Raw genomic sequence first — 25,503 nt, forward strand, 5'->3', positions numbered from 1 at the left:
ATGCAAAAAAAGCAACCCCTATCCATCTACAATGGACAAAGGTTGCTTCCCGTCTTGCTAATAAAGCTGTATCCGTGATTAGGACTGCAAATCCTCAATCGAATTTACATCCTTCATGTACGTTGGTACGGCTAGCCCGGATTTCACATTAATCATGTTCGCCCCGAGGTCATCCAGGCTGTCGCCATACTTGTCCCAATAATCTGCATGGGTTACCGGGAGCCAGGCCGCTACTATGGCATCCACATCCCCGTTGGAGACGCCGATCCACATCGGTCCAATCTCCACCTGCAGGGCTTGTGCCTCATATCCAAGCTTCTCATCAAGCACGTATCGAACCACGTTGGTGCTCGCAATTTCGGAATCCCACGCAACATAGCTTAGGGTAATAGGATCTCCATCTACGGGTACCAAGCCATCCGTCCATTCCTGAACCTCGGCTTCATGCTCATCCACCCATTTCTTGGCTGCTGCTCCCGGGTCCATGCCCCCCTGAATATTGATCATCACTTCCCCCATGTCCTCAGCTGTCCAGTGGAACCGATCCAAAAACTCATAGGCCACAGGGTGATCCTCCTGTAATCCAAGTCTTGCAATCGTACGAATCTCCTCCGGCTCGCCATAGGTCAGTTTGGGGTCTTCTAGATATTTAAGGTCATAGGTATTAAACATCCAGTGCGGGGACCAAGCCACAATGACAATAGGCTCTTCGTTCTTATACGCTCTATCCAGTTCTGCAGTCATCCCGGCTGCCGAGCTCTCCAGCAGCGTCCAATCCGACAGCTCGTAATCCTGCATGGCCTGTGCCGTCAGTCTCATGAGTCCCGAGCCTGCATCCGTTCCCGTAATCTTATAATCAACCTGCTCTCCGACAGGCTTATTCCCTTCACTCTTAGCATTATTTGCAGTATTTGCATTATTCGCTGAACAGGCTCCTAACAGGAACAATGCAACCAGACTAGTAAAGATCAACCACTTTCTCGTTTTCTTCATGCTGTGTTCTCCCCTTTTGTACGGTTGTTCAGATGCCAGTATTACATTCTGCAGAATTGTAAAACAACATTTGACGAGACGCGACAGTCGCTTGCCGATACAACAACGCTATGATAGCAAACAATCAAATTGATCACAAATCAAAAACAGCGTTCATAGCGTACGTACAGAAAATACTGTATAAATTGTACTCTCATATGCTTGCTAATCCTCTTTTATCCTCTTTTTTTCTGGAAATCTACTTCAAAGATCATCGGCCGACATTTTTTTTATTTTTTTTTTGCTTTGCCTTTGTTAAAACGGTTTCATTTTATGACGGGCGTCTCCAGTCATAACCTAGCTGCCCCTCTGCGACAACCAATAAAACAAAGAAAGACCACCCTATAAGGTGGCCTCGCTTAATCCAAATATTACTTGCCCCAATACTGCTTGGCAATTCGTTGCCCTTGGTTGATTTTTGCCCATTGCTCAGCCTCTGTCAGTTCATTGCCGCCATCACAGGAGGCAAAGCCGCATTGATGAGACAGCAGCAGACGATCCTTGTCGATAATACTCGAGGCATCATCCAGCAAACGGAGAACACGCTCTTCATCATCCAGCGTATTCGTTTTGGAGGACAGCAGACCCAATACAATTTCCGTTTCCGGCTTGTCCTTGAACACCGCCAGCGCTTCTAGCGATCCAGCGCGCTCGTCGTCCCATTCCAGGAAGAATCGGTCATATTTAAGCTGCTTCAGGAATAAATTCGCAATTTTCACATAGGAGCCGCCGCCCATATTGCGGGAATCATAGTTGCCGCGGCAGTTGTGCGTCCACATTTTCAAGCCCAGGCTATGTCCAAAATCGATGACGGCATTGTTAATATCTATAAACTCAGAAGCCAAGGCCTGTACTTCCTCTTGATTGATATTCTCCCCTGTATACGGAGAGTTCGGGTTGTCGTCGGCAAATAGCTCCCACAGACAGTCGTCGAATTGCAGGATTTGACCCCCGGCGGCGGCAAATTCCTCCACAAACTCCTTGTAAGCCTTGACAAGACCCGCTTTAAGCTCCTGTCTGTCCTTGTACACGGCATCCTTGCCGCCGATATTGTCCGACCAGGACAGTTCGCCGAAAATATGCGATGGAGAAGGTACACACAGCTTGGTTTCACGATCACCGGCAAGCGTTGTAAGCTTCTTGAATATCTCAATGAAATGATGGTTCTTCCCGCTCAATTCACCGGTAATCCGCAGACCGATATCCTTCCGGGTCTCATATTTCGAGCTGCCGTCCACATCACGGAAAAAGTACCCATGATCAGCAATGTAACGGCTAACCCCTTGAAATCCCCAAACAAAATCAAGATGCCACATGGATTTGGAATATTCCCCGTCCGTAATGACAGGCAAATCATGCTCAATTTGCTGTTGGACCACGTTCTCAATCGTCTTGGTCTCACACTCTTGATAGCCTTCAAATTCCTTGTAGAAAGGATAGCTGATATCATCACGATGCTCGATTTGCGTCTTATATTTCAATAGCTCAGCTGGCCGCAGCAAGCTGCCGACGGTCTGGAATTTTTTACTCATCTGGATAGCCTCCCCGATCAATATTATATGTTGTGTAAAATAATAGTCTGATTGTAGCACTGAAGTGAAGGCACCGCATAATACCCAAAAGACATATCCAGCTATAACCTGAAGCTATAGTTGAATATGTCTTTTATTAATATTGCTATAGCTCAAGTTGTAATATAATGATCTACCTCTTGCCAGCAATCCGATCAGCAAGCGCCGTTGCGGCGGTGTAGCCGGAGCTCCAGGCCCATTGCAAATTATAGCCTCCGCAGTCTCCATCCACATCCATGACCTCGCCGGCAAAATAAAGCCCGGGCACAAGCTTGGATTCCAGCGTTCCTTCCTGGAGGTCTCTCGTATCGATCCCGCCGGCTGTCGTCTGAGCGTTGGGGAAGCCGTTGGTATCGGTCACGATAAAATTCCAGCGCTTCATGAGGCCGCACAAGGCCTTCCTGGTTTTCCACGACATATCCTGACACAACAGGTTCTGATCCTCATCCATTCCCGCCTCTTTCAAAAGAACGGGGATCAGCTTCTTGTTCACGATGCCGATTAGAGAATTCGCTACCGTCCGGTGTCCGAACATTCCCCAATGCGTATCCAGAAAATCAACGACCTCTTCCTCTGTGCGGTCCGGCATCATATCAAGCGATAAGATCACCCTTTCCCCTTGTCCCAGTTGATACGCCGCCTTCCGGCTTAACTGGAGAATCGGCGGGCCAGAGGCACCATAGTTCGTAAACAATACCTCTCCATATTCACTGCGAATGACTTCACCATTTACAAGGATATGTCCCCAGCCCTCGAATTTCACACCGGATAGCTCCGCCAGATACGGGCTGTCCAGCTTCAATTGAACAATTCCAGGGACAGGATCGATCAAGGTATGTCCGAGACGCTGCGCCAGTGTATAACCGGAGCCATCCGTTCCTGTCTTCGGAGCGGTAAGGCCGCCTGTGCAAAGGAATAAATAGTCGCTCGTATAGGTGACCTCTCCCTCGTTCTCTGTCTGGCATTGGATCGTGAATCGCGGATGTCCCTCCGATACGATCACGTCCAGTACCTTAGTCTTGAAGTATATGGGAACATTCCGATCCTCCAGCGCAATCTGAAAAATATTCAGTACCGACGCAGCCTGCAGCGACATGGGATACATTCGGCCGTTCTCAATGGCGGTCAGCGGAAGGCCGAGTGTGTTGAAGAAATCAACGGTTTGGCGGACACCGAATTGCCGCAGCACTGGCAGCGGAAATTCGGCTTGATTGCTATGATATTTGCTCGACAAATTAAGCGCTTCGTCGGTGCCCGTCGCCGTAGATTTGTTCGTAATGTTGCAGCGCCCGTTCCCGGTGGTCAGCACCTTTTTTCCGAGTCGGTCGTTGCCTTCAATGATTGCCGTATCGATCCCCAGATCTCGCGCGGTAACGGCGGCCATAAGACCTGAAGCGCCTGCACCGATAATAAGCAGCGTATGGTGCTTGGAAGATTGAGATTTATTCATAGGTGGTGAATACATTCCTTTGTTCTATATTTTTATCTGAAAATGCGTTTCCCCAGCGCCATCGCGGCCGAATAGCCGGAGCTCCAGGCCCATTGCAGATTGTAGCCGCCGAAGTCGCCGTCGACATCCATCACCTCGCCGGCCAAATAGAGCCCCGGCACGAGCTTGGATTCCAGCGTATTCGCGTCGAGCTCCTTCGTAGCAATGCCGCCGGCTGTCGCTTGCGCAAGCTCGAAGCTTTGAGTTTCGGTTACTTTAAACTCCCAGCATTTCAATAGCTTATAAAAAATCTTCTTGGTCTTCCATGAGAGCTCCTGGCAAAGCAGGTCCGGCTCTTGATCGATCTTCGCTTCCTTCAGCAGGACGGAGGTCAGCTTCTTGTGTAAAAAGCCGGTGAAGGATTCCGCGACCGTCCGGTGTGCAAAGGTTGTCCAGTTCGTGTCCAAAAATTCGATGACCTCTTCCTCCGTGCGGTTCGGCATCAGATCAATCTGTACGGTCACGGAGTCCCCCTTCGCCAGATGAACGGCTGCCTTCCGGCCGAGCTGTAGAACCGGAGGTCCGGAGAAGCCGTAATCCGTAAAATGGATTTCGCCGGTCTCGCTGCGGACAATTTTGCCGTTCACGAGAATGTGAGCTCGTCCTTGGAGCTTGATGCCAGATAGCGACTTCTGGTAGGGGTATTTCACCTTCAACTGCACGATGGCCGGCACAGGCTTGACCAGGGAGTGTCCCATTTTTTGAGCAAGCGTATACCCTGACCCATCCGTTCCCGCATTCTGGCCGGTAAGGCCGCCCGTACACAGAAACAGATAATCACTGGTATAGACAACCTGTTTCTCTGTCTCGGTTCGGCATGTCATCTTGAAGCGCGGATGATCCGCTGATACGGTGACGTCCAGCACCTTCCTGTTCAGGTATACCGGAATACTCCGCTCCTCTAGAGCCAGCTCGAAAATATCAACTACCGATGCAGCCTGCATTGACATCGGGTACATAAAGCCCTCTTTCAAGCTTGTAAGCGGCAGCCCGAGCACATGAAAGAAATCAATCGTCTGACGGATGCCGAATTGCTGCAGCACGGGCCGCGGAAATTCCGGCTGACTGCCGTAATATTTGCGTGCCAAAGCAACCCCTGCGTCGTCCGTCCCCGTCGTAGTGGAATCGTTTGTAATATTGCAGCGGCCGTCGCCTGTCATGGAAATCTTCTTGCCTATCCTGTCGTTACCCTCCAATATGGCGGTATCGATACCCAGGTCCCGCGCAGTAACGGCGGCCATGAGTCCTGATGCTCCTGCACCGATAATAATCAGCGTGTGATGCACGGAGTCCTGATAATCGTACATAGTTATTCGATGCATCCTTTGTCTATATAAGTTGAACTACTGAATTTTACGTTCTGAGGGCAACATGTGAAGTGTTCTTACGATCGCTGTTGTTCGCGGATTTCTCTAATTGAACGAAGATATTATACGGTAGAAATCCACTCACAAAGGCGAACGCTTACGCTTCTTCAGCACACTTCACACTTATGCCCTTTCTACGTAACTTTTATAGTTCAACTTATATAATTGATTTATAAGCAAGTGTGAATTTTCTGATAACAATAATGCGCTATTACTAATTATAGCATAAGTGCAAGCCCCGCTTGTTCCTGATCAAGGGCACCTGAACACGCTTCGTTAACAAGTAATACCCCAAATAGCAAAAAATCCACAACCTCATGCGGTTATGGATTTACACGACTCTTATAATGTAACGGTTCCCTTTGCTGTGCTTTATTTAGAGCTTCTTCTGATCAGGGCAAGTATTGGCTAAAATAGGCAGCATTTTCTCGCCTTTTTCCATAAGGGAATTACACTGGCTGCATATCGGCTGAATCAAAAAAACGAAATTGTCTCTCACCCACCCATTGCACTTCTCATTGGAGCATGACCATATCGTTGTCATTTCCTCCGGAAGATCCATCATCGGTCTTTTTCGTGAATAGTACAAGCAGCGTCCCTCTTTCCTATATGGAGTAATGAAGCTTAAAAAAAAGACCCCAAACACGATGTTCGGGGCCTTTTTAACGGCAATCTTACAGCTTAACAACATTCTCGGCTTGTGGGCCGCGGTTGCCTTGTACAACGTTAAATTCAACGCGTTGACCTTCGTCCAACGATTTGAAGCCTTCGCCAGTAATCGCGCTGAAGTGCACGAATACGTCGTCTCCACCCTCAACCTCGATAAAACCAAAGCCTTTGTCTGCGTTAAACCATTTTACTGTACCTTTTTGCATGATCATTACCTCCATATTTTCATATTTATATGATGTTCAAAATTTCAAAAAAAATCACATATTGTACAAGGTTAAAAATCAAAATCATAACCCTCTACAATATGTGAGTTCAGATCGAAATTCCAACAATCTGATTGTAACACAACCGACACTGAATTACCAGTATTCATTTTTTGTTTTTTCTGGAGCTGCTTGCGATTAGGATATCTTTACTTCTCCAATTGCAATTTGCCAGGCTCCAAGGACTGCTCCCGGTCAGCGATTTCTTCCAATACTTCCCGCAGACCCAGTATCATTTGATCGGTGCTTGGAGGAGCAATCCGTTTGCGGGTTCGCACCTCATTCTCGATATAGGGCACCAGTAAGTGATCAGCAAATTCTTGCCTGTCGCTGCTGGCAAACATATCTTTCAGCACAGCCCCGGTCAGATCTTCTTTGAGGGCATCAATAATACGTTCAGCCTCAGGCTTATTCAGCAAATAATCCTCCGCAAGCTGCAAATACGACTTCTCGATCATCGCAATCATCTGATTGGCATCGTCTTCAATAAATATACCGAGCAGTGAATCCGAGGCCTTCCCGGCAAGACTTCCTCCTGCGAAGGCTCCGGCCAACCCGCCGACGAAGCCGCCAATGGCCGTACCGATAATCGGCACCGCTGAACCGATCGCAGCCCCGGCAGCCGCGCCGCCCACCCATCCGGCCGTTCCGCCTCCTACAGATGCTGCTGTATTCGTAATATTTTTAAATAACTGAGCCCCCGAGATTCGCCCTCTAAAAATATTCACGACATCAACAGACGACAACACAACGATAGACACACCCGCAGTAATTGCATTCGACCGTAACAGCTTGGCAGCGCTTTTCATCGCAGCGGCTCCGTATATATTCGTCCCGCTCCGCAGAGCGTTAGCTAGTATAGCTGAAGCTTTCGGCCCCATCACATTAATCAAGGCTTCAGAGCTGCCAACGAGCAGACTATTCAAACCTGCTTTGGATAATTGGCTGGAGAGCACCGCGGTGACGAAGGTCGTGCCGCCTACCTTAAGGCCGGAATACGAAGCCTTCTTCAGCGACTCGGTTAAGTCATCCCCATTCAATACGGAGACGGCAAAGGAGAGGACCGTGCTGATCCCAAGTGCATATGTAGATATAATCGCCCCGTTCACAGCATCATACGTTATCGACTCAACGGTGCCGAACCTCGCAATATTTCTTGCTTGTTCGTATGTAAAGTGGCCCTTCCGCACAATGTTTCCGGCTTCAGCGGGATCGGTTACACCAGGCACTTCCCCTCTCTTAATCCGGTTCTCCATAGCGGATATAGCAGCCTCGTATTTATCTGAAGGCACCTCAATTTGCATCGGGGATCCGTCTGCATTGATATACTTCAGTCTGCCGTTCTCAAAACACTCCTGGATACACTTCGAGCCGCTGTTGCAATACTTCGATTGGATATTGATATCTTTGACGATACGGTCTGCTCCATATTTGGCATTGTCGTCTCCGATGATTTTGGCATCCTTGCCTGTCAGCTTATCGAAAAGATGATTTGCCCGTTCTGCCGCAAAACCGTGGCCCCTAGGCGTTCCAAACTTATCTTGTCCGTAAAGCGTACCCGCATTGCTGATATTTCCGTAGACCGTTCCAGCGGCAAGCTCTCCGAGAGGCTCATGAGCCTGGCCCGGCAATTCGATCTGCTCCAGACGCTTCCGGTCTTCATGATCAAACTCCATAATTCCCGACGCAATCTCCAGGAATATCTTAATGTTCCGTTTACTCCACATCGGAGTATCGATATAAAATTCACTGTTGTTCCGGGTGGTAATCTCCAGCTCAACGGCGGCAGAATCATAATTTAATGCGGTAATGTCGTGATAACAAACCCTGAAATGCTTGCTTCTGTTCTTGGGAGATTTAACATATAGCGCCTTGTCTGTAAAAATGATTCCCTCCGCAACATTCTCCCAATCGCCCAGGATGCAGATGACATCAGAACGAGCTTCCTTGATCAAGCCTGACTTCATCAATGCGTCCATATATTTAATGCTCCTGGATTGATCATAGGAGAAGCCATGCGTTGGAGACGACCAGGCCCTGGAGGTCAGGAAAAAAGAGCTGGCCTGATGAATCTCGTAGATTACTTTCTCCAAATACGTCTTAGAATGCACTTCATCATTCTCCTTCTGTTCACTATTATTCCAATAGTCCCATAGGATAAATCTCCTGTCAAAGCCATTCAATGCCGCCAGTATAACAGGAGTTGATTATTGAAATTTTTATATTAATTCTATATAATTCCGAGTGAACTAAATAAGGCTTACCTTATCTTATACGAAGGAGATCTATCCATGTGGAAAGAATTTAAGGCTTTTGCACTGAAAGGGAATGTACTTGACCTTGCCGTCGGGGTTATTATCGGTGCTGCATTCGGAAAAATAGTAACCTCCCTGGTCGAGGATTTAATCATGCCGATTATCGGGTTGATTATTGGAGGCGTCGACCTCAATGGACTTCACTTCAAATACGGTGAAGCGGTCTTAAATTATGGAACCTTTCTTCAGACGGTCATAGACTTCTTAATCGTTGCGGCTTCCATTTTCCTATTCATTAAATTAATCTCTAAATTCAAGAAGAAGGAAGAAAATAAGCCGGCCGCGCCGCCTGCCCCTTCCAATGAGGAAGTGCTGCTGGCAGAGATTAGGGATTTGTTGAGGGAACAGAAGTAACGGTTAGAGGATATTCAACATTCTAGAAGTGAAATAATTATGCAAAAGGGGCTGGCCCAAAAAGTTCCTGAAAACAAAAAAGCCAGAAGGAAAAGGTGATATTTCCTATCCGGCTTTTTTGTATTTGTATTGGCCGCGGCGCAGCGCGAATGCTTTTTGTACGAATTTTCGTATATAACTGCTCCTTGATGTCATGGAATAGAAGAGTTTGAACGATATTTCCTACAAATTGCCCTCGTCTCCTCGCTTCACGGGTGCTTTTATACGATATTTCGTTCAAAATCCTGGATTCAGGCGATGCGGGAGTGATATTGTGCGAATTTTCGTACAAAACTCCGGCAACGCCGGGCATTTGATTTGACGGCCTTTCGGGACAGCCCCTTTTTTGACTTTGCGAATAGTTCCTCCAATGGAAGTGATTCAGCTCTCCTTAAGCAAGCCATACCTTCTCTTGTGCGAGCTGATCCTCTTGGCGGAACTCTCCGTAATGCGGCTCAGCAGGCGCATGGAACTGGGTCTCAACCGGCTCTGTCGACGGCTGCAGATAGGACTCGTCCACATACATAATTCTACGCTGAACCTGCATGAGCCCATTTACCACGCGAAGTGCGATCAAGAAGAGCACAAGTCCAAAGCCTACGTATAGCAGATATTGCTGATTATAGGTCCAATCGATGTGGAAATATTGAAACAGATTGTTTTCTAAAATATCCAGCTGCATTTCATTCATCAGAATGATATGCACAACAGGCAGAGCAATAAATCCGAGTCCTAGTGAAATGGCCGTGACCATCACAGCAAAGAAGACAATCCCTGTTACAAACCGGAGAAAGACAAGCATAAGATTTCTAAAGAATAGCTCACCATCGAATCCCTTCACCATCCGCTGCAGCCAATTCTGCCCGACCGCTGTCTGCGGCTGGCTTGGAGCCGCCGAAGCAGGAGGAGTCGGCAAGCCCAATATATGACGAATCAGGCTTTGCTCAAACTTCACCATCCCATCCAGCATCTTAGCCACTCCAAAAAACAGCGGTATCCCGATAAATACCGGAGTCAAGCAGATCGATAGGGCAAGCCCCGTGACCGCTACTATCAAATAGATGATCCCTAACGGGAGAGATAGCAATAAGTAGAGGATCGTCGCATAGGTTTTAGGATTAAACAGCGCCCAGCTCACCTTTCCCGCCCGTGCCATTGTATTCGTATCTGCTGCCTTCAATTTCAAACACTCCTTTAGTCTTGATAAATCACGCACTAAGCTTATAAACTCATTATATCTGCCTTATTTGCGTGACATAACCGTCTTAAGGGGTGTCTGTACCTAGACTTTAGGCTAGGGTCAAATCTGGATCCTCACGATCCGGACTTTACCAATTCGATGACTTCCTCTGTAGTACCGAGCTGAAGCGCCTGATTTGCCAGTTCCTTCATTTCTGAAGCAGACAGCATTGAAATTTGGCTTCTTGCCGGGAGAATAGAAGTCGCACTCATACTGAATTCATCCAGGCCTAGACCCAAAAGCAGAGGAATCGCCGTAGGGTCCCCAGCCATTTCACCACACATTCCAACCCATTTCCCATTAGCGTGAGCTGCATCAATGACATTCTTAACCAAGCGCAGAATCGCCGGATGATACGGTTGATATAAATAGGAGACCTGCTCGTTCATCCGGTCAGCAGCCATTGTATATTGAATCAGATCGTTGGTTCCAATACTAAAAAAATCGATTTCCTTAGCGAATTGATCGGCCATCAAGGCTGTCGATGGGATCTCCACCATAATGCCAAGCTGAATCTTATCGGATACTTCATACCCTTCTTTTTGCAGCTTTTCCTTTTCCTCTAATAACAAATCACGTGCAACTCGAAATTCATCAAGCGTAGCAATCATTGGAAACATAATCCGTAAGCTTCCATAGATGCTTCCCCGAAGCAGCGCTCTGAGTTGTACACGAAAGATATCCTGTCGGTCCAGGCACAGACGAATGGCACGGAATCCAAGGAAAGGATTCATTTCCTTCGGCAGTTCAAGATACGGCAGCTCTTTGTCGCCTCCGATGTCCAAGGTACGAATAACCACCGGCTTCCCCTGCATCTTCTCCAGAACAGCTTTATAAGCTACAAACTGCTCTTCCTCTGTCGGCAGTCGGTCTTTGCCCATATACAGAAATTCTGTCCGGTAAAGCCCGATCGCTTCCCCTCCATTCTCTAACACACTGTTCACATCAACAGGCGCGCCTATGTTCGCGGCCAGTTCGACATGAAGACCGTCTTTCGTTACCGTAGGCTCATGAACCAGCTTCGCCCACTCCGCTTTTTGCGTTTCGTATTGCGCCTTTTTCGCTTCATATTGGGCAACCGTTTCCGGTGACGGGTCGATAATGACTTCGCCCTCCAACCCGTCGACAATCACCACGGTGCCGTGTTCAATCGTCGACGTGGCTTGTTTGGTGCCGACAACGGCCGGGATCTCCAGCGTGCGGGCCATGATCGCCGAATGGGAGGTACGTCCGCCAATATCTGTCGTAAACCCTTTTACATATCGGCGGTTTAGCCTTGCGGTATCTGAGGGTGCCAGGTCTTCAGCAATAATGACGACTTCTTCAGAAATCAAGCCGGGATCCGTAATGGATAGGCCCAATAAATGCGCAATTACCCGTTTCGTTACATCCCGGATATCTTTGGCGCGCTCCCGCATATACTCACTTTCTAAGGCTTCCAGCATGGAGATAAAGTGGTCGGCTGATTCCTTTAAGGCAAATTCTGCGTTTATCCCTTCCGTTCTGATACGCTCGAAGACTGGATTTAATAGTTCCGGGTCGTTTAACACCAAGGTCTGGGCAGCGAGAATTTCTGCTTTATCGGCGCCAAGCTCCCGGTTTACGTAATCTGTAATTTCTTCTATTTCCTCTTTTGCACGGCTGATGGCCTGCCTTAATCGCTGTTCTTCGGCATCCTTATTCCCGATTCTCTGTTTAGTTACTTGCAACTCGGGTTCAACCAGGCGAAAAGCTTTAGCTATTGCGATACCGGCTGAGGCGCCGATTCCCTTTAAATGACTTCGCATGGTTCGCCAAGCCCTTCACTTTTCAATGCTTCTTCAATCCCTTGGATCGCCATATCTTCATCAGCACCCGCCGCGGCAATATGAATCTGCGCCCCATAAGGAACACCCAACGACATCACGCCCACAATCGATTTCAGGTTCACGCTTCGGCCGTTATATTCGATGTTTACCTCCGCCTTGTATTGGCTTGCTGCTTGAACCAGAATGGAAGCCGGGCGAGTGTGAATGCCTACCTCCTCAATGACTGTAAATGTTTTATTTACCATAGTCTCTTTATCTCCTCTCCTATTTATTTCTAGAGATTATTTATCTTTTTAAAGTTCAACTTATAAATTGCTTTAAACTTGAGCAATAACTTTTCGAGCAGCATAGTTCCCGGTCCGGTGATTGCAAGGGCGATCACTGTTCCCACGCCCACGACCCCGCCTAATAAGAATCCCGCAGTTAAAAAGATCGCGTCCACACCCATTCTGCCAAGGTCATACCTGATTCTGAACTTTGACTCCGTATATCGTAAAATTGCATCTAAGGCATACATGCCATTGCCAAAATTCATCAGCAACACATAGGTCATGGAGAAACAGATGTTAGCCAGGATAACGATAATAACTTTATTGAAGAACATCAGCTCCGCCAGCTCCATACTGGCAATAAACGGATGAACCCAATTAATCAGCGGCCCTATCAAAAAGGTATACATGACGGAAGAAAACCCGATTGCTTTACGATTTAGCAACAGACCCGCGGCAAGAAAGATAATACTTAAGCTGGAGCTTGCAAAACCGACGCTGACTCCGAGGCTTTTATGCAGCCCATCCAACAAAACCGTCAGTGTATCGGACCCGATATTGCACGCGATAAATAAATTGACGGCTAGGGCGCTTAACAACGTGGCAACGACCACAATCATCAAACGCCCGCCAAATTTTACAAGGGCCGGGAGATTGCGCAGCCTCAATCCAAGTCTTCTCCATTAGTAGCGATTACTTTTTGCATCCAGTAAAAGCTGTCCTTCCGGAGGCGTTTTTGGCTGCCCTTGCCGTAATCATCCTGATCCACATAAATAAATCCGTAGCGTTTACTCATTTCCGAAGAGGAGCAGCTCACGATATCAATCGGCCCCCATGCATAGTAGCCTCTGAGATCGACTCCATCCTTGATGGCTTCTTTCATTTGCTCGATATGAGCCCGGTAATAGTCCACCCGATAAGGATCATGGATGGTATCGTCGTCTTCCAACTGGTCATGGTAGCCGATCCCGTTCTCCGTGATATAAATCGGACACTGGTACCGGTCATAGAACAGGTTGAGGAAAGTACGCAGACCGATCGGATCAATCGTCCATCCCCAAGGATTGGCCGGAAGCTCGGTATTGCGGTAAGGACCTGTCTTGTTCTTCATGCTCTCTTCATCGACAATCCGAGTGTAGTAATAGGAGAATGACATAAAGTCAGCCGTATGCTTCAATGCTTCCTCGTCACCCTCCGCAAATTCAACGGTAATCCCGTTGTCGTGAAAATAGCGGAACGCATAACCGGGATAATATCCGCGCAGCAACACGTCGGAGAAGAAGTACTCCATTTGATTATTGCGAACGGTGGCGAATACGTCTTCCGGTTTGCAGGTCGCCGGATAAGCCGGTCCCCCGCAGAGCATCATCCCGATTTGCAGATCCGAATCCAGGCTCTTGGCATACTTCGTGACCAGTCCGCAAGCCACAAATTCATGATGCACACCTTGATATTTGGCGGAGGTTAAATCATCCACTACATCTTCCGCAATGCCCAGATGGTTGAAGGATTCGTGAACAATTAAATTGATTTGATTAACGATAATCCAGTATTTTACTTTATGATGATAGCGATCCAGTATGACCTGACTAAAGCGGACGAAAAAATCGATCATTTCCCTGGAGTACCACCCTTTGTAGGCCAGGGTCAAATGCAGCGGCATTTCGTAATGGGACAAGGTGATCATCGGCTCCATGCCGTTCGCAATAATCTCGTCGATCAGATTATCGTAAAATTTCAACCCTTCTTCATTGGGCTCCGCTTCGTCGCCATTCGGAAAAATGCGGGTCCAGTTGATCGAGGTGCGGAACGTTTTGAGTCCAAGCTCGCTGAGCAGCTTTAAGTCTTCTCTATAAGTGTGATAGAAATCAATGCCCCAGCGTTTCGGAAAAACGCGATCCTCGCTTTGCATCGCTTCCTTCACATAGTCCGTGGTCAGTTCCAAATTGTACTTTTTATCTAAAGCAACTTTATCCGTAAATTCATTAATATCCGCTACGCTTAAACCTTTTCCGTCAACATCATAAGCGCCTTCAGCCTGATTGGCGGCGATAGCTCCTCCCCATAAAAAGTCGGCCGGAAAACCTGCTGGGATGTTTTTCATTTTGAATACTTCCTTTCTTTATCAATCGCTTATTTTTTGATCATTTCCAGTTGGGCCAAACGGTGATTAAAGCTCTCGAAAATATCAATTAACCGCTTGGCAATATTGATTTCGCTATAAACCGTCATGAGCGTGTCTTGAGCATGGGCAAACAAAACCGAGTACTCTCCTTGTTCCCCCTCCGTCTCTTTCTGAATGCAATTCGTCTGCACGCGGTGAGCGGTGACAATTTCCGCGTTGGCTAACTTCATCTTCTCCTTAGCACTGTCAAAATCGCTTTTTTCAATATCCTTTAAGGCATCCGTACAATGCTTTCTTGCTTCCCCTGCATGTAAAATAATTTGCATCGCATTTTGAGCTACTAGTTCTGAAGTCATAATATAAATCTCCTTTATAGAGGTTGTTCAAAAAGTCATCTTTTGATCACGAAGTAGATCAGGAAGTAGACTCGACGTCGAATCTTGAATTCAGCCGGGCCTTCCGTTGCTCACGAAGGTTTGCCTACGCTCCGCTACTCAGACCCTGGCTTCACCCAACCTTCTCGGTGCTGAAAACCTGACTTTTTGAACTCGAATGAATAGTTTAATTGGTTTGCGGTACTTCTTTTTCAAGCTCCTGCTTTTCATAGGTTTTGAAAAATGGATACCAAATCAGCGTGGCTACCGCGACACAGATCAACATCAAAATGATGCCTGTAACGGTTCCCGTTGTAATCCATGTGGAAATCGGAAACGGAGCATACCACATATCGAACACAACCTTCGGGATGGGGGCAAAGTGAATGACTTTGGCTCCGATCCAAACGATCAAGGGTAAGACTAAACCGATAAGCCACATCGGCAGCATCATAATGGGGTTCCATGCAATAGAACCGAATACCAAGGGCTCGTTGATATTAAAAATAGAAGGTACAAAGCAGGCACGTCCCAGCGCTTTGAGCTTGGCGCTTTTGGAGAACATATGCATAATCACCAGCGGCAGCGTACAGCCTATACCGCCGACCCACAGGTATGCCGAATAGATCGTCTCGGAGGTGACCAGATTATGCGCTCCCATGGTAGCGTTTGCGGTAATGGCCGCCAGAAGGATCGGCTTGGTGACAGGGGTCAGCACCCAGCTTGAAATCCCCATAGAATACAGGAAGCAATAAACGAACATAATCAACATAAAGCCCCAAGGCGTCTCCATGACACTGGCCAACGGCATGAATATGCTTAGAATAATATTGTAAATATCAATATGAACGAGATCGACCAGCACCCAGGCCACAACGATGGTTATACCAATAGGAAGCATGGAATCGAACCATGATCTGACAAAATCCGGGATGACGGAATCCTCTTTGAAAAAGGAGAACTTTCCGAACAGGCTCATGATATAGCCGGTAAAGACCGCAGCGATGATAGCAACGAACATACCGCCGGTACCTAAAGAACTATGAGAAAAACCAATCGTACCGTCCTTTACGACTTGAGGAGTAACGATAATCAAGAAGGTAATCAAACCGGTGCATCCGGCAATAAACCGCTGTTTTCTCAGCTTTTTCTTTTCCATTAAATTGAACGGAATCAGGAAAGCTACCAGCAAGGAGAGCATCCCCATCGTCCATCCAAACGGTACCCAGAAGTTAGGATAGTTTGGGATCTGATACACATCTCCAGGTATAGTCAGGAGACAAAATACAGATCCTAACAAAATAAACGGCAATAATTGCATGACAGAATCCTTAAGTGTGACCACCCATACATTATTGTTAACTTTGTTCATTTTGGGAGAAAAGTCGTTTTTCAACCATTCCAGTAATTTGTTCATCTCTTCTATCCCCTTTAAATTTTCAATTCACTCAGTAAATCATTTAAAGCGGCTTCCCCGTCTAACGTGGAATAATAAGAAGGCTTCATTAAGAGCACCTTGACGTCTGTGCCTCTTGTTAACTCTTCGATATCATCAACGATATAAGCCAAGTGAGGACCGACTAACAAAGCATCGATATCATGGATATAATTTTCAATCTCCGCTTCTCCTCTGGCTTTAATATCCATGTTGAGGTTTCTCATTTTAGCCGCCTTGCGAATATTAGCAGCCATAAAGCCGGAGCTTGCTCCCGAGCCACAGACTAGCAATACGTCTAACACTTCGTTTGAGCTTCCCATGGTAGTAATCCTCCCTACTTTTATTTATAATGTTTTGACAGCGCTATCTTTATTACAACCAAACTATAATACAAACCCCAAAACGGGCTCAAATAAAAAACTGCACCCCTGAGGTGCAATATTTTAAAGCGAGGGATGAAGATGAAAGCGCAGTATATCGATCTGATTCATTACCTGACTGAAAATAGCAGCGATTGGATTTCATCGCAAAGCTTGGCTGATGAATGCGGTGTGTCCAAACGCAGCATCAAATCCTATATCAGTGAGATTAATGCTATCCACCACGGGTTAATCCGATCCTCGAACAAAGGTTATAAGGTGGATACGGATAAAGTAAATAAGTTTTTGGCAAGTGAACAAGAAGCTATCCCTCAAACCCAGTCTGAGAGAACGGCATATATAATAAAGAAATTGATTCAAACCAATGACCCGATTTTTATTTACGATCTGAGCGATGCGCTGTTTATCAGCGACTCAACGCTTAGGCTTGATTTGAAGTTGATCAAAGAAAAGCTCGCCAAGAAAAACCTGGAGTTACAATTGAGCAAGGAGCATATTAGGCTGCAGGGAGCGGAAAAGGATAAGCGAAAGCTGATGAGCAGTATTTTATATGAGGAGGCCAACGGCAGCTTTATTGACATTGATAAAATAAAAGGGCTTTATAAAGAGTTAAATGTCGATTACATTCGGGAGGTTGTCGTTGAAAGCTTTTCCGCCCATCACTTTTTTACGAATGATTATTATTTGACGAATGTGATTATTCATATCACCATCGCACTGGACAGAATGAAGCATGACTTTCAGTTTTTAAATAAAACCGTAAATTATAACGTTGACAGCACCGTCTATTCGATTGCTAAAGAGATCGCTTTTAAATTGGAATCGTATTTTCATGTCACCTATACAGAAGAGGAGATTGCTGATCTAGCCATCTTAATTTTGTGCAATGGAACCAATGTTAACTTTACGCAAATTGAAGTAAGCGACCTGGAGAATATCGCCGGGAAAGCTTGTATCGATCTGGTTAGTAAAATAGCCACCGATTTGGACAAGTATTACTATATCAATATTGCTGATTCCGATTTTATTACCCGCTTTACCCTGCATATTAAGAACCTGTTAATGCGGTTAAAGAACAACCATTCAACAAAAAATCCGCTAACGAATACCATCAAAAGAGAATGTCCGCTGATTTATGACTGCGCCGTACACGCCTCCCATGTGATTAAGGAGGAAACGGGGTTTAGCATCAGTGACGATGAAATCGCTTATCTAGCCTTTCACCTGGGGTATGCTATCGATCTGCAGCGGCAATCGAATATAAAAATTTCATGCACGGTGCTGTTCCCGCTTTACTACAATATGAATGTGCAGATTATCAATAAATTACAGCAGTACTTCGGGGATGATATTTCGATTCATTCGATTGTTACGGATGAGAGCGATCTGAATCATGCAACTAGTGATTTTATTATTTCTTCCGCCCAATTGCACAAGATTCCGGAAATACCTTATGTCGTGATTACCCCGTTTTTTATCGAAAGTGATCGGGAGAAAGTGTCGGACAAAATCTTTGAATTAAAAGAACAGAAGAAGAAAAAACAATTTAAGACCCACCTGAAATACTTTTTAGACGAAAGACATTTCTGCAGTTCAACAGCAAGGACTGAGAAAGAAGAGGTTTTACAGTATATCTGTCAGATTATGAATCAGGATGGTTATACGGACGAGGATTTTTATACGAAAATTATGGAACGGGAAGCGATATCCTCCACCGCGTTCGGACAAGTGGCTATTCCTCATGCCATTAAAATGGAATCCCGGAAAACGGGTATGTTCATTTATTTGAATCCGAACGGCATCACATGGGATCACTCTACCGTGAAAATTGTTATGCTAATCACCGTCAGCGGAGAGGATCGAAAAATATTCCGCGATGTATTCGATGCACTCGCCACCATATTGACGGACGATAAAAACGTGAATCTCTTGTCATCGGTTAATCAATTTGAAAGTTTTATCAATCAGCTCATGGACTGCTGGGAATAAGCCTTAACAATACGATTTCGGATCCGTGATACCGTTCCGGGGTCGGAACGTCCCCCCTCCGCCTGTGCCGCTGGAGTTTAGGATAAAGGGCATGAAGAAAACCATCCCGGAAGGGATGGTTTTTTTCATGGTGCGCCTTACTTACTCACGACGATCTTGTAATCCTTCTCCAAATACTGATGAATCCGCTTGAAGTCGGCTTGGGTCAGCTCGTCCAGACGTCTGCCTTGCTTCAGCTCCCGGCCTAGAATAATGCCGATCGTCTGACCGGCCAGAGCCGTCGTCGGCACGATTCGCGCACTGCCATAGGCCTTGATGGTTGCTCCGACATTCTTGCCCGCGACAAGGACATTGTCATACGACTTCAGCATGAAGGAACGCAGCGGAATCCCGTAGCGATCCGGCTTGCCGTAGCCGATGCCCTTCGTGACAGCCCGAGTGGCCTGCAGGTCAACGGCGTACCCGCCAATCGTAACGTTATCCCAGAACATCCGGCTCGACATCAGGTCCGGGTAATCCAGCACATATTTCGTCTCATAACGGTTGAAATCCCGGATGTACAAGTACTCTGGAAGCTCGCCCAATTTGGCTTTTTCAAAGCCAGGGATATTCTTCTGCATAAATGTAAGGATATACGGCGCTTCCTTCTTCGCCTTGCTCACTGCGTTCTCCACCGACTTCAGATCCGAAGGATCGACATCGTACACGAGCAGTGCGTTGATCACGACATCGCCGTCCTTCTGATACGTTGCATTGAGTCCCCGCAGCATAAACAGCTTGTCCTGCGGCTTATAATTGTACGTGATGTTGCTGAACCCGGCTGCAAAATTCCAATCCACATAAGTGTTGGCGCCGTACTTCTTGCGCACATTGGTCAGCGGATAATCCTCCAGCACAGCCTGATGCAGCTTGTTCCAATTCACATTTTTAAAATTCAGCATATATGTAGCGGCCATATAATCGGGCTTCTGCCCGTCATAGATACTCTCCATTCCCGGAATACGGCTCTCCCCAAGCTTGCCGGTCAGCGCATTAAAGTCCGTATTCTCCACCCAGTATTCAGCCTCAACCGTAAATGGGTTACCGAGTCTGTTCTTGTAGGTCAGCGATTTCACCGTCTTCTTGCTGCCCTCTCCCTGAGTCTTCACGGACTCAATGGTGATGCCGCTTTTCAGCGGAATGCCCTGGATCAGATTCTGATAAAATTTCTCAAACGAAGCCAGCCTGCGAACATTTCCTGCTTTATAATCGGCATACAGCGGCTTCAACGCCCCTTGAACCAGGCTGCGTCCCTTATTGTCATTGGGCTCGTCCAGCACAATCATCTGACCCTGAATCAGCTCACCGCCCGGCTTGCTGCGAGGGTCAAGAATTAGAACATTCAGCCCCTGATCGCGGGCGGACCTGGCCAGAAGCACACCCTGAAGCTCACTGCCGATAATGACCACATCATAATGAAGAACCCCATCACCGGAGGCTTTGGCCGAAGCCTCCCCCTTTGCCGCCAGAGAAATACCAGGCACCTGCACAAACAGCGCCATAACCAGCAGCAACACCACGTACCTTGAAATCTTTTTCATTCCCATCAACGTCTTTTCCACTCCCTATGGATAATTGGTTCACCTATATTATCGGTGGAAAAGGGGGATTTTAACAGGGAGGATTTGTATAAAAAGGGGATCCCCTATGTATAGGGCAATCCCCGTGAGTACTATTCATGAATAGATGGATGATCGTTCCATCACTCAACGTACACTTCAACTACCATCCGTGCCCCCAGCCGAAATCCCTGCGAAAAGGATGCCGCCAGTTCCATGCTCTGAAGCTTCTGATAAAGCTCAAACAATTCCTCCAGCTCGCGAAACTCATCGACGGAGAGCTTTCCTTTCCACGAATCCATGGACTCGGACACTTGTCTGCATAGCTGGCGGTATTGCGGATCACGGGGGACATTGGCTTCATTAGGAATGAGCTCGCCGTAGTATAAAGATTCGAGGAAATTGGGCATGGGGAGACCTCCGTACTTTTCTTAAAAGTATACCGAAAATAGAGTTGCCATGTGGTACGTGAATGCGTATAGCTTGTATGTGAAGACAAAAAAGGCACCTGGTAGGTGCCTTGAAAATTGATTTTGTTATTCACTATTGAATTAGGGCAGATTAGGGCAGATTAGGGCAGTAAAATTCAGTCCTCCACCCGAATCCCCAATACCGATTCTGCCAAATCCACATGTTCATGATCTAACTGCACTTTGACCTTACCGATCCTTCGAGCTTCACGCCATAATCTTAAGTCTTCTTCATTTTCCAGCTTCAACTCCGCAATTTCACTAGCCCTATCAAACATGTACTTACTTGTATACAGACAAGTAAGTATCCTTTGACCCCCTAAAGCAATAGGCTTGTCCCGCTGCTGCCAACGCTCAATCGTAAATCTAACATATAGGTCCTCCTCCGTCCCAGGTCGAGCGGGTCGTTCCGTGATCTCACTTCTCCTAACGACCTTCCAGTCTATAACTTTTCCAAACCAGTGAATACCTCTATTTTTTGATCCTAGGAACTTTCCACGTGACTGACACATTGCAATATACTCGATTTGGGTTAAAAGCTTGTGGTCTGCAAGATTTTTAAGGGGCATATGATAGAAAGCATGTTCCAAAGCTACATTTAACTGAGCCGGTCCCCTCACCGAGCCGACAAGAACATTTTTCCCAACATATTTATTATAGTAATATTCCTTTGTCCCGCGTGGACGAGTGGAACGTTCGTATGCTTTTTCTGGACTATCTTGAATCATTTCGTCAAGAAGTTGTTCCATAAGATTTGTTGCGTTCGGTAGAAACGGAATTGCCCCAATGTTGACTAACTGAATGCTTTTATATAAAGGATGCTCCTTAAACTTCTCCTCATCAGAATATGGAAAAAGCACATACGCCCCGAACATACTCCGTTCATACTCACCGTTATGTTTATCCTTGTACACAATCGCATCCCGATAACGGTGCATCGTGTTAATATCGTCTTCCTCCGGACCGGGTTGATTGTACTTCTTCCCATAAGGGGTCCCTTCATAGGCTGGATTCAGACGATATTTTGCATCAAAGACATATTTATACTCAATAGCAGCATCATTCTTTTTTAATGCCAGTACATTATCAGGCCTTTGTTTTAAGGTAGAATCACCATCCCCGGTAGGTAGGGAGTTGTAATACAGGGTAAATATCTCGCCATTACGCGGATTACGATAGACGATCTTTGCCTTTTTGCTTTGATTTAGCGTAACAAAAAGACTATTTCGATTCAGTTTGATAAAGTCTTGACTAATTAACTCATATTTTCGCTGCAATAATTCGTGGATCTTCAAGAAACACCAATACTCGTATAGCTGTGCCATGTCCTTCATAGATAAGCGGAATAAGTCCCCTTGGATCGAAAGACCCTTCATGAGTAAGAGATAGATCCGGTATACTTCTCGATATCCCGGAGCCATTTGCAGTACGAGCGTCAAAGAAATCCGTTTCATATCCCCAACATCTAAAAAGTCTTGCTTCAATAGTCGTTGTAACTGCGTGTTCATCAGGTCAATTTTTTTGAGCAATAGGGGATCTGGATTTTTCTTTTTCACAACATACTTTCTGAGTTCATTTAACTTTGAAGAAATTCGTACTAATGCCCAGCGAACGAAGCGGTTCTCCGCTGTATCAAAGTCCATATATCGCTTAGCTTCAAGCACATGAGTAGGTAGCTGTTGTCCCTGAGCAAAAAGCTCCGGTCTTTTTCGCAAAAAAGCAATGTTCTCCTTCCCTACCCGCTTCGCTCTAGAGGCCTCTACCAGATGAGATTCACGGCGCATTTTGTAATGCGGCGCATTTTTGATGCGATCGATCCCCTGGGTAAGCTGCCCAAAAGCCTGCTGTAATATCGTAAAAAACTCCGTCAGACTCTGGTGCCGCGTTTCCCTTAACCCTGTGAGATGAAACGTCTTGCGAAGAAAGTCAAAAGACAGATTGTATATCTGATCATTAACCTCCCGCAAAATCACTTCGTAATCACGCTTGTAATCCATTTTGGAAGGGAATACTTCGAGCTGCAGCCTGAAGATGACCTCGCCATGCAGGCGAAATTCTAGCTCCGACAGACCTACATCATTTCCAAAGTTAAGCACACCTGACAAGATTCTCCCCTTCTTACCCAAGGCCTTTATTGCCTGCCGTAGGTTTACATTTTCATGGAAAAAGGCAATGGGGAGTTCCGACTCTTTTTCCACAACAAGTTCATAAGCCTGCGTTTCGAAAAACAAAGGCCCTGCCGGATCGCCAGGCTTCCAAGCTTGGAGGCCTGATGTCTGATGAGAAAACACTTGTATCGATTGTATCTCCAGTTTCGAAAAGGGAGCTTCCACATGAAAATGGGCATCAGACCATACACCCCCCTCCTGACGATGAAGCTGTAAAGTCTCAACGGTGGGATGAAACGGTTTCCCTTTGATATAGAGATCAAACAGATTAGTCTCTATTCGTAGCAGCTCAATCGGGGCATTATGATAACCAGTAAGAGGTGAACCCATCTTCCTCAAGCCTCCGTAACATCGAAGCGATTTTTCTTGCACTTAGCGGATACTTAGCCTCACTTATCATTCGATTGAGCTTAGTTCCCTCGAATAAAGAGCCTAAATCCTCCAAATAGTCATTTTCAGCAAATGTTGCAACCACGCACTCCTTCAACAATTTTAAAAGAACTTTTTTGATTGATACACTGCTACCTTGAATTCGCGGCAGTATTTTTTGGAGTAATTGACGATCAAACGCTTCTTCCTCAGAACACAAGCTAAATCTCTGATTATAGAGCATATAAAAACATACCGCATCCCGAATTCGGAACCCTACATGAGCATGAATCTCCTCTAGAATATTATTAATTTGTACTAGGGAATGGGTTGTCTTCGTGATTAGGGCTTTGGTATCCGCATTGAATGCATCCACAAGCTGAAGATAGTCACTTCTAAGGAACTGATTCGGAGTAGGTGCTGAGCTAAGCTCCATTCCTGGCTCCTCATCGGGAAACTGAGCTAAATAGATATCATTGAACTCTATCGTATTTGCACGGTCGAGCACCTTTTTACTAAACGGATGAGTCGTCTCATCCATATTGACCGTTCCGATCAAATATACATTCTCAGGAATTGACAGATTGCCATATGTCCGTTGATCTTCACCCTGCATAAGGGAATCTTCTTGAATGACCGGGTCAGTTACAATACTCTCGTCTTCCCACTTCTGGGTCTCGAGAATGCTGAGGATATCGCTGAAATAATGCTCCACCCTAGCTAAATTCATCTCATCAAGGCAGATGAAATAAGGTCTACTCCGGTTTCTTGATGCCTTCAATAGCACTTTAGTTACCTGGCCCGGGCGGAATTTCCCTGACAAATCACTATAGCCTATTAGATCCGATGGATCGCTCCAATCCGGCCGGACAGGAATTAGCGTAAATTGACCATTATCCGTAGTAGCACCCACAGCCTCAGCAAAGAGTTTGATCAGCTTTGTTTTCCCCGTTCCCGAAACGCCTGCTAGGATAACAAAGGGTTTGGTTTTTAGGGAGAGGTAGAAGTTTTCGATCAACCCTGGTGTATATGCGAATCCCTTATGTTTTATGTATGCTTTTATACTATCAAGCTGCTCACGAACTGCCTCATCCATAATCTCTTCCACCAATTCTAAAGGGAATTCTGGCTCAGTTACCTCATCTGCTCCAACCAATCTATCAACATACTTCCGATATGTAGTCATAAGTTGCTCTAAATCAGCGATTAATTGATCATCACTCGGAATATTAGATGCATCGTACCTCTTATATGCGACCGTAGAAACTTGGTAATCTCGCCCCAAGCCAGCCGCTGTCAAATGAATATCTTCATCCGTAGAAAAACCCTCAAAAGACAGGTCGCTCCTTAGATCAAGCACCTTTTGATGTAAATACTCATATCCACCTCTTCTTCCTCGATCTTTAATCGGCTTAGTAACTCCTTGATTAAAGGTCAAGTAAACCGCGCTCATATCCTCTGCAAAAAGATAAACAATGTATTCACCATACTGAGTGGATTTTGTTATTCGGGTATCCATGAGTGCTATCCAAGGCACCGTTGCCCAATTCCCCTTTCCGACTGAACCATTAATTCGAATATGCTCAGAAACGAAAGAAAGTGAGTTAAGCTGTTCAGGTAGCTTTTCCCTGAATAGATCACCTAGAGGATGATTAGCAATCGGCTCGGATTTAGCCCCAATATATGTACGTAAGATTTGATCTAAACCATCCTTAAGAGAGAATTCATACCTAGGTTCAAGCTGAGTATAATACAAATCTAATTCTTGGTTCGCGTAATCCTGAAGCTCTGACAATACTTCTGTGCCTTGAGACCATACTTTATCAGCGAATGTCAAATAGGCCCCACCAGATTGTTTAATAACAATCGAACGAAGCGCTTCTATTGGAGTGTCAAGAATGGATCTTATTTGTGAAATATTCATAGACGCCCACTGTGATGATACTTTCGGTGGAGGTGCGTCCACAATAAGATTATTAGTCTCTCTATATTGGTAATAGGTCAGAAACCTTTGTGCCACGTCATCAACTTTTAGCATCCTATCGTGGGTTTCCCGCCAAATGTCAATCATAGCAAGTACAAGTACCATTTTGTAAGATTTCTGTTTTGTGCGGAATATATTTGCAAATTCGACTGGAAGTGACATGCTTTGCCCTCCGGGATTTTAGTAGAT

General features: G+C 46.0%; 21 protein-coding genes. 2 read left to right on the forward strand and 19 right to left on the reverse strand.

Annotation, left to right across the window (positions count from 1 at the left end; genetic code table 11):
- Positions 1-78 precede the first annotated feature (78 nt).
- The 7 genes from TX85_RS16330 to TX85_RS27070 all read right to left on the reverse strand — a co-directional run bounded on the left by TX85_RS16330 (position 79) and on the right by TX85_RS27070 (position 8,505).
- The gene (locus TX85_RS16330) at positions 79-993 is read right to left on the reverse strand and encodes a glycine betaine ABC transporter substrate-binding protein (protein ID WP_044480600.1); all 915 of its coding nucleotides are present in this window, start codon (positions 991-993) and stop codon (positions 79-81) included.
- 410 nt (positions 994-1,403) lie between these two features.
- Positions 1,404-2,564 (reverse strand): cobalamin-independent methionine synthase II family protein, encoded by a 1,161-nt coding sequence (locus TX85_RS16335; protein ID WP_044480601.1) that lies wholly within the window; start codon positions 2,562-2,564, stop codon positions 1,404-1,406.
- Between the two features lie 172 nt (positions 2,565-2,736).
- Positions 2,737-4,053 (reverse strand): BaiN/RdsA family NAD(P)/FAD-dependent oxidoreductase, encoded by a 1,317-nt coding sequence (locus tag TX85_RS16340; RefSeq protein ID WP_044480602.1) that lies wholly within the window; start codon positions 4,051-4,053, stop codon positions 2,737-2,739.
- Positions 4,054-4,085: 32 nt separating this feature from the next.
- Complete coding sequence (locus TX85_RS16345; protein WP_049895007.1) at positions 4,086-5,399, reverse strand: BaiN/RdsA family NAD(P)/FAD-dependent oxidoreductase; 1,314 nt, start codon at positions 5,397-5,399, stop codon at positions 4,086-4,088.
- 436 nt (positions 5,400-5,835) lie between these two features.
- A complete protein-coding gene (locus TX85_RS16350) occupies positions 5,836-6,150 on the reverse strand; it encodes a cold-shock protein (RefSeq protein ID WP_392391850.1) in 315 nt (104 codons plus the stop codon).
- The gene (locus tag TX85_RS16355; RefSeq protein WP_044480604.1) at positions 6,134-6,334 is read right to left on the reverse strand and encodes a cold-shock protein; all 201 of its coding nucleotides are present in this window, start codon (positions 6,332-6,334) and stop codon (positions 6,134-6,136) included. Before TX85_RS16355 ends, TX85_RS16350 begins: the two co-directional genes overlap by 17 nt.
- Before the next feature lie 209 nt (positions 6,335-6,543).
- Positions 6,544-8,505 carry a hypothetical protein gene (locus TX85_RS27070; RefSeq protein WP_199558841.1) on the reverse strand — a complete coding sequence of 654 codons (1,962 nt, stop codon included), beginning with the start codon at positions 8,503-8,505 and terminating at the stop codon, positions 6,544-6,546.
- Positions 8,506-8,685: 180 nt separating this feature from the next.
- Here TX85_RS27070 and mscL point away from each other — a divergent pair, with 180 nt between their 5' ends.
- Positions 8,686-9,063 carry a large conductance mechanosensitive channel protein MscL gene (mscL, locus tag TX85_RS16365; RefSeq protein ID WP_044480605.1) on the forward strand — a complete coding sequence of 126 codons (378 nt, stop codon included), beginning with the start codon at positions 8,686-8,688 and terminating at the stop codon, positions 9,061-9,063.
- Between the two features lie 430 nt (positions 9,064-9,493).
- On the opposite strand, the gene TX85_RS16370 is transcribed toward mscL, so the two are convergent.
- The 8 genes from TX85_RS16370 to TX85_RS16405 all read right to left on the reverse strand — a co-directional run bounded on the left by TX85_RS16370 (position 9,494) and on the right by TX85_RS16405 (position 16,676).
- Positions 9,494-10,258, reverse strand: coding sequence for a sensor domain-containing protein (locus tag TX85_RS16370; RefSeq protein ID WP_101781186.1), 765 nt, complete (start codon positions 10,256-10,258; stop codon positions 9,494-9,496).
- A gap of 158 nt (positions 10,259-10,416) precedes the next feature.
- Positions 10,417-12,129, reverse strand: a complete 1,713-nt coding sequence (ptsP, locus tag TX85_RS16375; protein ID WP_044480607.1) for a phosphoenolpyruvate--protein phosphotransferase — start codon at positions 12,127-12,129, stop codon at positions 10,417-10,419.
- Complete coding sequence (locus TX85_RS16380) at positions 12,114-12,395, reverse strand: phosphocarrier protein HPr (protein ID WP_044480608.1); 282 nt, start codon at positions 12,393-12,395, stop codon at positions 12,114-12,116. Before TX85_RS16380 ends, ptsP begins: the two co-directional genes overlap by 16 nt.
- Positions 12,396-12,424: 29 nt before the next feature.
- Entirely contained in the window at positions 12,425-13,087 is a 663-nt protein-coding gene (locus TX85_RS16385) for a membrane protein (RefSeq protein ID WP_081671776.1), read from the reverse strand.
- Entirely contained in the window at positions 13,084-14,523 is a 1,440-nt protein-coding gene (locus TX85_RS16390) for a glycoside hydrolase family 1 protein (RefSeq protein WP_044480609.1), read from the reverse strand. Before TX85_RS16390 ends, TX85_RS16385 begins: the two co-directional genes overlap by 4 nt.
- A gap of 29 nt (positions 14,524-14,552) precedes the next feature.
- Positions 14,553-14,900: a PTS lactose/cellobiose transporter subunit IIA gene (locus TX85_RS16395; protein WP_044480611.1), complete on the reverse strand. Its 348-nt coding sequence runs from the start codon at positions 14,898-14,900 to the stop codon at positions 14,553-14,555.
- 205 nt (positions 14,901-15,105) lie between these two features.
- Positions 15,106-16,335 carry a PTS sugar transporter subunit IIC gene (locus TX85_RS16400; RefSeq protein ID WP_044480613.1) on the reverse strand — a complete coding sequence of 410 codons (1,230 nt, stop codon included), beginning with the start codon at positions 16,333-16,335 and terminating at the stop codon, positions 15,106-15,108.
- 14 nt (positions 16,336-16,349) lie between these two features.
- Complete coding sequence (locus TX85_RS16405) at positions 16,350-16,676, reverse strand: PTS sugar transporter subunit IIB (RefSeq protein WP_044480614.1); 327 nt, start codon at positions 16,674-16,676, stop codon at positions 16,350-16,352.
- Between the two features lie 141 nt (positions 16,677-16,817).
- Here TX85_RS16405 and TX85_RS16410 point away from each other — a divergent pair, with 141 nt between their 5' ends.
- Positions 16,818-18,725 carry a BglG family transcription antiterminator gene (locus tag TX85_RS16410; RefSeq protein WP_044480615.1) on the forward strand — a complete coding sequence of 636 codons (1,908 nt, stop codon included), beginning with the start codon at positions 16,818-16,820 and terminating at the stop codon, positions 18,723-18,725.
- Positions 18,726-18,862: 137 nt separating this feature from the next.
- Here the strand turns inward: TX85_RS16410 and TX85_RS16415 are convergent, their stop codons facing one another.
- From TX85_RS16415 to TX85_RS16430, 4 genes are all read right to left on the reverse strand, one after another.
- The gene (locus tag TX85_RS16415; RefSeq protein WP_044480616.1) at positions 18,863-20,311 is read right to left on the reverse strand and encodes an FAD-dependent oxidoreductase; all 1,449 of its coding nucleotides are present in this window, start codon (positions 20,309-20,311) and stop codon (positions 18,863-18,865) included.
- A 155-nt stretch (positions 20,312-20,466) separates the two neighbouring features.
- The gene (locus TX85_RS16420; RefSeq protein WP_044480617.1) at positions 20,467-20,733 is read right to left on the reverse strand and encodes a DUF6809 family protein; all 267 of its coding nucleotides are present in this window, start codon (positions 20,731-20,733) and stop codon (positions 20,467-20,469) included.
- Positions 20,734-20,909: 176 nt separating this feature from the next.
- The gene (locus TX85_RS16425; protein WP_044480618.1) at positions 20,910-23,291 is read right to left on the reverse strand and encodes a restriction endonuclease-like protein; all 2,382 of its coding nucleotides are present in this window, start codon (positions 23,289-23,291) and stop codon (positions 20,910-20,912) included.
- A complete protein-coding gene (locus TX85_RS16430) occupies positions 23,263-25,476 on the reverse strand; it encodes an MrcB family domain-containing protein (RefSeq protein WP_044480619.1) in 2,214 nt (737 codons plus the stop codon). The genes TX85_RS16425 and TX85_RS16430 overlap by 29 nt, the downstream gene beginning before the upstream one ends.
- Between the last annotated feature and the right edge of the window lie 27 nt (positions 25,477-25,503).

This window comes from Paenibacillus antibioticophila (assembly GCF_000455265.1).
GTDB lineage: Bacteria > Bacillota > Bacilli > Paenibacillales > Paenibacillaceae > Fontibacillus > Fontibacillus antibioticophila.

Excerpts from the sequence above, each read along its gene's own strand:
- TX85_RS16330 (WP_044480600.1), bottom strand. The coding sequence starts at position 993 with ATGAAGAAAACGAGAAAGTGGTTGATCTTTACTAGTCTGGTTGCATTG.
- TX85_RS16415 (WP_044480616.1), bottom strand. The coding sequence starts at position 20,311 with ATGGGAATGAAAAAGATTTCAAGGTACGTGGTGTTGCTGCTGGTTATG.
- TX85_RS16350 (WP_392391850.1), bottom strand. The coding sequence starts at position 6,150 with ATGTTGTTAAGCTGTAAGATTGCCGTTAAAAAGGCCCCGAACATCGTG.
- TX85_RS16355 (WP_044480604.1), bottom strand. The coding sequence starts at position 6,334 with ATGCAAAAAGGTACAGTAAAATGGTTTAACGCAGACAAAGGCTTTGGT.
- TX85_RS16405 (WP_044480614.1), bottom strand. The coding sequence starts at position 16,676 with ATGGGAAGCTCAAACGAAGTGTTAGACGTATTGCTAGTCTGTGGCTCG.
- TX85_RS16380 (WP_044480608.1), bottom strand. The coding sequence starts at position 12,395 with ATGGTAAATAAAACATTTACAGTCATTGAGGAGGTAGGCATTCACACT.
- mscL (WP_044480605.1), top strand. The coding sequence starts at position 8,686 with ATGTGGAAAGAATTTAAGGCTTTTGCACTGAAAGGGAATGTACTTGAC.
- TX85_RS16335 (WP_044480601.1), bottom strand. The coding sequence starts at position 2,564 with ATGAGTAAAAAATTCCAGACCGTCGGCAGCTTGCTGCGGCCAGCTGAG.
- ptsP (WP_044480607.1), bottom strand. The coding sequence starts at position 12,129 with ATGCGAAGTCATTTAAAGGGAATCGGCGCCTCAGCCGGTATCGCAATA.
- TX85_RS16345 (WP_049895007.1), bottom strand. The coding sequence starts at position 5,399 with ATGTACGATTATCAGGACTCCGTGCATCACACGCTGATTATTATCGGT.
- TX85_RS16370 (WP_101781186.1), bottom strand. The coding sequence starts at position 10,258 with ATGGCACGGGCGGGAAAGGTGAGCTGGGCGCTGTTTAATCCTAAAACC.
- TX85_RS16425 (WP_044480618.1), bottom strand. The coding sequence starts at position 23,291 with ATGGGTTCACCTCTTACTGGTTATCATAATGCCCCGATTGAGCTGCTA.
- TX85_RS16420 (WP_044480617.1), bottom strand. The coding sequence starts at position 20,733 with ATGCCCAATTTCCTCGAATCTTTATACTACGGCGAGCTCATTCCTAAT.
- TX85_RS16395 (WP_044480611.1), bottom strand. The coding sequence starts at position 14,900 with ATGACTTCAGAACTAGTAGCTCAAAATGCGATGCAAATTATTTTACAT.
- TX85_RS16400 (WP_044480613.1), bottom strand. The coding sequence starts at position 16,335 with ATGAACAAATTACTGGAATGGTTGAAAAACGACTTTTCTCCCAAAATG.
- TX85_RS16340 (WP_044480602.1), bottom strand. The coding sequence starts at position 4,053 with ATGAATAAATCTCAATCTTCCAAGCACCATACGCTGCTTATTATCGGT.
- TX85_RS16430 (WP_044480619.1), bottom strand. The coding sequence starts at position 25,476 with ATGTCACTTCCAGTCGAATTTGCAAATATATTCCGCACAAAACAGAAA.
- TX85_RS16390 (WP_044480609.1), bottom strand. The coding sequence starts at position 14,523 with ATGAAAAACATCCCAGCAGGTTTTCCGGCCGACTTTTTATGGGGAGGA.
- TX85_RS16410 (WP_044480615.1), top strand. The coding sequence starts at position 16,818 with ATGAAAGCGCAGTATATCGATCTGATTCATTACCTGACTGAAAATAGC.